Below are 6536 nucleotides of genomic sequence, written 5' to 3' on the forward strand. Positions count from 1 at the left end.
GGCGTCTGGTTGGCGGGCTGCGGGAAGCCGCCCTTGGCCTTCAGATCGGCGTGGCGCTTCTTGACCTCGTCCTCGGAGATCAGGATGTTGGCCGTGCCCTTGTTGAGGTCGATGCGCACCTTGTCGCCGGTCTTGAGGATCGCCAGCCCGCCATCGGCGGCAGCCTCCGGCGAGGCATTGAGGATCGACGGCGACCCCGAGGTGCCGGACTGCCGGCCATCCCCGATGCAGGGCAGGGAGTGAATGCCGCGTTTGATCAGCGCCGCCGGCGGCTGCATGTTCACCACCTCGGCGCCCCCGGGATAGCCGATCGGGCCGGCGCCGCGGATAAACAGCACGCAGTGCTCGTCGATCTCGAGCGCGGGATCGTCGATGCGATGGTGATAATCTTCCGGACCCTCGAACACGATGGCGCGGCCCTCGAACGCGTTCGGGTCCTTCGGATTGACCAGATAGCGATCGCGGAATTCCGGCGAGATCACGCTGGTCTTCATGATCGCGGAATCAAAGAGATTGCCGCGCAAGACGAGGAAGCCGGCGTCCTTCACCAGCGGCTTGTCGTAGGACCAGATCACGTCGCCGTCCGGCTTGTTGGCCTCGCGGCAATTGTCGCCCATCGAGCGGCCGTTGACGGTAATGGCGTCCTCATGGATGCGCTGGTGGCGCATCAATTCGCCGATCACCGCCGGCACACCGCCGGCGCGGTGGAATTCCTCGCCGAGATAGAAGCCGGCCGGCTGCATGTTGACCAGCAGCGGCACGTCGTGGCCGAATTTCTGCCAGTCATCGATGTCGAGCTCGACGCCGATATGGCGCGCCAGCGCATTGATGTGGATCGGCGCATTGGTCGAGCCGCCGATCGCGGAGTTGATGACGATGCAGTTCTCGAACGCCTTGCGCGTCAGAATGTCGGACGGCTTCAAATCTTCCCAGACCATGTCGACGATGCGCTTGCCGGTCTCATAGGCGATCTGGCCGCGTTCGCGATAGGGCGCAGGGATCGCGGCGCAGCCGGGCAGCGACATGCCGAGCGCTTCGGCTAGCCCGTTCATGGTCGAGGCGGTGCCCATGGTGTTGCAATGGCCGACCGATGGTGCGGAGGAGGCGACGATCTCCATGAACTCTTCATAATCGATCTCGCCGGCGGCAAGCCGCTCGCGCGACTTCCACACCACGGTGCCGGACCCGGTGCGCTCGCCGTCATGCCAGCCGTTCAGCATGGGTCCGCCGGAAAGCACGATCGCGGGAATATTGACAGTGGCCGCCGCCATCAGGCACGCCGGAGTTGTCTTGTCGCAACCTGTGGTCAGCACCACGCCGTCGAGCGGATAGCCGAACAGGATTTCCACAAGGCCGAGATAGGCGAGGTTGCGGTCAAGTGCCGCAGTCGGACGCTTGCCGGTCTCCTGAATCGGATGGCACGGAAACTCCATCGCGATGCCGCCGGCGGCGCGGATACCTTCGCGAACGCGGTGTGCCAATTCGAGATGATGACGATTGCAAGGTGACAGATCGTTGCCGGTCTGGGCGATGCCGATGATCGGCTTGCCGGACTGCAATTCGCCGCGCGTGAGGCCGAAATTCAGGTAACGCTCGAGATAGAGTGCGGTCATGCCCGGATTATGCGGGTTGTTGAACCACTCGCTGGAGCGAAGCTTGCGCCTGGTGGTGACGCCGGTGATCGGCTTATTCATGGTTCCTCCCGCACTGCACACATGCCTGCGCACTGTGCAACATTATAACGTGGCCCAATTTTGCATGTCGCGATTCCCTGCGCAATGTCAGTGGTAAAGGCGAAAAACCTACGACTTTGATCCAACGACATTGCGCAAAAACTCTGCTAAGACGCTTTGCAACAAAACCGGGATCGCGGCAACGGCCGCGGCTATTCTATAAAGTCTGTGGAGGAATGGGATCTATGTCGTCGGTGCATATTCGCGACGTGCGCAAGTCGTTTGGTGGGTTTGAGGTCTTGCACGGCGTGTCCATCCCGATCGAGGACGGCGAGTTCGTCGTGCTGGTCGGTCCCTCCGGCTGCGGCAAATCGACCCTGCTGCGCATGCTCGCCGGCCTTGAGAACATCAGCGCCGGCACGATCTCGATCGGCGAGCGCGTCGTCAACAATGTCCAGCCGAAAGAGCGCGACATTGCGATGGTGTTCCAGAATTACGCGCTCTATCCGCATATGACGGTCGCCGACAATATGGGCTTCTCGCTGAAGCTGCGCGGCGCCAAGTCTGACGCCATCAAGAAGGGTGTGGCCCGCGCCGCCGAGATCCTGGCGCTGACGCCGCTGCTCGAACGCTATCCGCGCCAACTCTCCGGCGGCCAGCGCCAGCGCGTGGCGATGGGTCGCGCCATCGTGCGCGATCCGCAGGTGTTCCTGTTTGACGAGCCGTTGTCGAATCTCGATGCCAAGCTGCGCGTCGCCATGCGCACCGAGATCAAGGAGCTGCACCAGCGGCTGAAGACGACCACCGTCTACGTCACCCACGACCAGATCGAGGCCATGACCATGGCCGACAAGATCGTGGTGATGCATGACGGCATCGTCGAGCAGATGGGCTCGCCGCTCGAGCTCTATGACAAGCCGGACAACCAGTTCGTCGCGGGCTTCATCGGATCGCCGTCCATGAACTTCCTCAACGGCCACCTGAAGTCCAACGGCTCGGCCTATGTCGAGACCGAGAATGGCGCCAAGCTGCCGTTGCTGACGGCACCCGCGGCCTCCGAGGGCCAGCCGGTGGTCTATGGCGTGCGCCCGGAGCATCTCGAACTCGCCAGTGACGGCATCGAGGCCGAAGTGGTCGTGGTCGAGCCGACGGGATCGGAAACCCAGATCGTCGCCCGCATCGGCACCCAGGACATCATCGCGGTGTTCCGCGATCGCCACGAGGTCAATCCCGGCGAGAAGATCCACCTGCGTCCGCGCGCGTCGGCGGCGCATCTGTTCGACAAGGATAGCGGCCGGAGAATTTGAGCGTCGGCCGTTTGACGCAACTCAACAAAACCAGAACAACAAGACAAACGAATTATTTTACGGGAGAAGACCTAAGATGGCTGATTTCCTGACCGACCGGCGGTCGCTGCTCAAGGGCGCGACGATGTTGGCCGCGGCGGCGACCATGTCGAGCGAAGAGCTCTTCAACATGGCCAAGGCATGGGCGCAGACCTCGCAGTGGAAGCCGGAGGCCGGCGCCAAGGTCAATTTGCTGCGCTGGAAGCGCTTCGTCGAGGCCGAGGACGTGGCCTTCATGAAGATCGTCGACGCCTTCCAGAAGGCGAACAACGTCACGATCAACGTCTCCAACGAATCCTATGACGACATCCAGCCGAAGGCGTCGGTCGCTGCCAATACGGGGCAGGGGCTCGACATGGTCTGGGGCCTTTATTCGCTGCCGTTCCTGTTCCCGAACAAGTGCACCGACATGACCGACGTCGCCGACTATCTCGGCAAGACGTGCGGCGGCTGGACCGACTCGGGCAAAGCCTACGGCATGCTGAACGGCAAGTGGATCGGCATTCCGGTGGCGGCCACCGGCGGCCTCGTCAACTATCGCATCTCCGCGATGGAGAAGGCGGGCCACAAGGAATTTCCCAAGGATCTCGCCGGCTTTGCCGACCTGATTAAGGGCATGAACAAGAACGGCACGCCGGGCGGCATGGCGCTCGGCCACGCCTCGGGCGATGCCAATGGCTGGCTGCACTGGGCGCTGTGGGCCCATGGCGGCAATTTGATCGACAAGGACAACAAGGTCATTATCAACTCGCCGGAGACGGCCAAGGCGCTCGAATACGTCAAGGGCCTGTACGAGAATTTCGTGCCGGGCACCGCGTCCTGGAACGACAGCTCCAATAACAAGGCGTTCGTGGGCGGCCAGCTCTATCTCACCGTCAACGGCATCTCGATCTATGTCGCGGCGAAGAAGGACAATCCGCAGGTCGCCGAGGACATGAACCACGCGCATCTGCCGGCCGGAATTGACGGAAAGACACGGGAGCTGCATCTCGGCTTCCCGATCCTGGTCTACAACTTCACCAAGTTCCCGCAGACCTGCAAGGCATTCACCGCCTTCATGCTGGAGCCGGCGCAGTTCAATCCGTGGATCGAGGCGGCGCAGGGCTACCTGTCGCACTTCCTGAAAGTCTACGACGCCAACCCGGTCTGGACCGCCGACCCCAAGACCACGCCTTACCGCTCGGTGGCGGCGACCGCGAGCACGCCGGCCGGCATGGGCCAGATGAGCGAGGCGGCGGCCGCGGCGATCGCCGACTTCGTGGTGGTCGACATGTTCGCGAACTACTGCACCGGACGCGAGGACGTGAAGACGGCGATGGCGAGCGCGGAGCGTTCGGCCAAGCGCATCTTCCGCTAAAGTCGATTTCGTCATTGCGAGGAGCCGAAAGGCGACGAAGCAGTCCAGACTCTTCGATGAAGCTGACTGGATTGCTTCGCTTCGTTCCCAATGACGGAAGCGTAAAGTCGTAGGGTGGGCAAAGGCGCTGAAAGCGCCGTGCCCACCGTCTACTCGGCCGGACACATCGGTGGGCACGCTTCGCTTTGCCCACCCTACGGTCCAATTTGGAGCTGCTCTACGAATGAGTACCGTTCAGACTACGCTGCCCAGACCTGCGGTGACCATGCGAGAGCCTTCCGCTTGGTCGCGGCTGCAGACCAACCGCAATTTCATTGCGCTGTGGTTCATGCTGCCGGCCGCCGCCTTCCTGATCCTATTCCTGGCCTATCCCCTGGGACTTGGCGTCTGGATGAGCTTCACCGACGAGCGCATCGGCCGCACAGGCGTCTTCGTCGGCCTCGAGAATTACGAGTGGCTGTGGGACGATTCGATCTTCTGGCTCGCGGTGTTCAACACGCTGCTCTACACGATCATCGCCTCGGCCATAAAGTTCGCGATCGGGCTTTATCTTGCACTGCTGTTGAACCGGCGCATGCCGTTCAAGGCGATGATCCGCTCCATCGTGCTGCTTCCGTTCATCGTGCCCACGGTGCTGTCGGCGATTGCGTTCTGGTGGATCTATGACGCGCAGTTCTCGATCATCTCCTGGTCGCTGATCAAGCTCGGCCTCATCACCCATAACATCGACTTTCTCGGCGACACCAGCTGGGCGCGCGCCTCCGTCATCATCGCCAATATCTGGCGCGGCGTGCCGTTCGTCGCCATCACCTTGCTGGCCGGCCTGCAGACCGTGTCGCCCTCGCTCTACGAGGCCGCGACGCTTGATGGCGCCACCGGCTGGCAACGCTTCCGCTTCATCACCTATCCGCTGCTGACCCCGATCATCGCGGTCGTGATGACGTTTTCGGTGCTGTTCACCTTCACCGACTTTCAATTGGTCTGGGCGCTGACCCGCGGCGGTCCGGTCAACGCCACCCATCTGATGGCGACCTTGAGCTATCAGCGCGGCATTCTGTCGGGCCGGCTGGGCGAGGGCGCCGCGATCGCGACCGCGATGATCCCGTTCCTGCTGGTGGCGATCGCGATCTCCTGGTTCGGCATGCAACGGCGCAAATGGCAGCAAGGATCCGACAAATGACCGACACCCTGCTGCAACCCAAAACGGCCGCGACCGCAACCACGGCGGCCGCCGCTGCGCTCGCCGGCGACGATGACAGCGAAGGCATGAGCTACCTGGAGTCGCTGCCGCGACGCCTGATCACGCTCTATCTGCCGCTGTCCATCATCCTGGTCGTGCTGCTGTTCCCGTTCTACTGGATGGCGTTGACCTCGATCAAACCCGACGCGCAACTGATCGACATGAACACCTACAACCCGTTCTGGGTTGTGCATCCGACCTTCAAGCACATCTCGAAGCTGCTGTTCGAGACCGAATACCCGCGCTGGCTCTGGAACACGATGTATGTCGCGGTCGGTGCCACCACGCTGTCGATCATCGCATCGGTGCTTGCAGCCTATGCGATCGTGCGGCTGCGCTTCAAGGGCGCGGATACCGTCGGCATCCTGATCTTCTTCGCCTACCTGGTGCCGCCGTCGATCCTGTTCATTCCGCTAGCCTCCGTGATCCAGGCCTACGGGTTGTTCGACTCGCCGCTGTCGCTGATCCTGGTCTATCCGACCTTGCTGATCCCGTTCTCGACCTGGCTGTTGATGGGCTACTTCAAGACCATCCCGTACGAGCTGGAGGAGTGCGCCCTGATCGACGGCGCCAGCCGCTGGCAGATCCTGGTCAAGATCGTGGTGCCGCTGGCGATCCCCGGCCTGATCTCAGCGTTCATCTTCTCGTTCACGCTGTGCTGGAACGAGTTCATCTACGCGCTGACCTTCCTGCAATCGACCCCGAACAAGACGGTGCCGGTCGCGATCGTCAACGAGTTCGTCGACGGCGATGTCTACAAATGGGGCTCGCTGATGGCCGGCGCCCTGGTCGGCTCGCTGCCGCTCGTGATCCTTTACGCCTTCTTCGTCGAACATTATGTGTCGGCGATGACGGGTGCGGTGAAGGAGTAGGCGGCGCGGTAGTGGATGCAGTTCGTGCCGCACGGGCAGTGCACCCTC

5 protein-coding genes are annotated in these 6536 nt (G+C 62.2%); 4 read left to right on the forward strand and 1 reads right to left on the reverse strand.

From position 1 onward, the window contains the following. Positions 1 to 1694, reverse strand: a 1694-nt coding sequence (locus WA702_RS22165; RefSeq protein ID WP_425112692.1) for an IlvD/Edd family dehydratase, incomplete at its 3' end; no start/stop codon positions are given. A 224-nt stretch (positions 1695 to 1918) separates the two neighbouring features. Between WA702_RS22165 and WA702_RS22170 the strand changes: the two genes are divergently transcribed. The 4 genes from WA702_RS22170 to WA702_RS22185 all read left to right on the forward strand — a co-directional run bounded on the left by WA702_RS22170 (position 1919) and on the right by WA702_RS22185 (position 6488). Next, the gene (locus WA702_RS22170; RefSeq protein ID WP_425112693.1) at positions 1919 to 2980 is read left to right on the forward strand and encodes an ABC transporter ATP-binding protein; all 1062 of its coding nucleotides are present in this window, start codon (positions 1919 to 1921) and stop codon (positions 2978 to 2980) included. A gap of 76 nt (positions 2981 to 3056) precedes the next feature. Then, positions 3057 to 4376, forward strand: coding sequence for an ABC transporter substrate-binding protein (locus WA702_RS22175; RefSeq protein ID WP_425112694.1), 1320 nt, complete (start codon positions 3057 to 3059; stop codon positions 4374 to 4376). A 223-nt stretch (positions 4377 to 4599) separates the two neighbouring features. Beyond that, positions 4600 to 5556, forward strand: a complete 957-nt coding sequence (locus tag WA702_RS22180) for a carbohydrate ABC transporter permease (RefSeq protein WP_425112695.1) — start codon at positions 4600 to 4602, stop codon at positions 5554 to 5556. Continuing rightward, positions 5553 to 6488 (forward strand): carbohydrate ABC transporter permease, encoded by a 936-nt coding sequence (locus WA702_RS22185; RefSeq protein ID WP_425112696.1) that lies wholly within the window; start codon positions 5553 to 5555, stop codon positions 6486 to 6488. Before WA702_RS22180 ends, WA702_RS22185 begins: the two co-directional genes overlap by 4 nt. The last annotated feature ends 48 nt before the right edge of the window (positions 6489 to 6536 follow it).

This window comes from Bradyrhizobium sp. (assembly GCF_049798375.1).
Classification (GTDB): domain Bacteria; phylum Pseudomonadota; class Alphaproteobacteria; order Rhizobiales; family Xanthobacteraceae; genus Bradyrhizobium.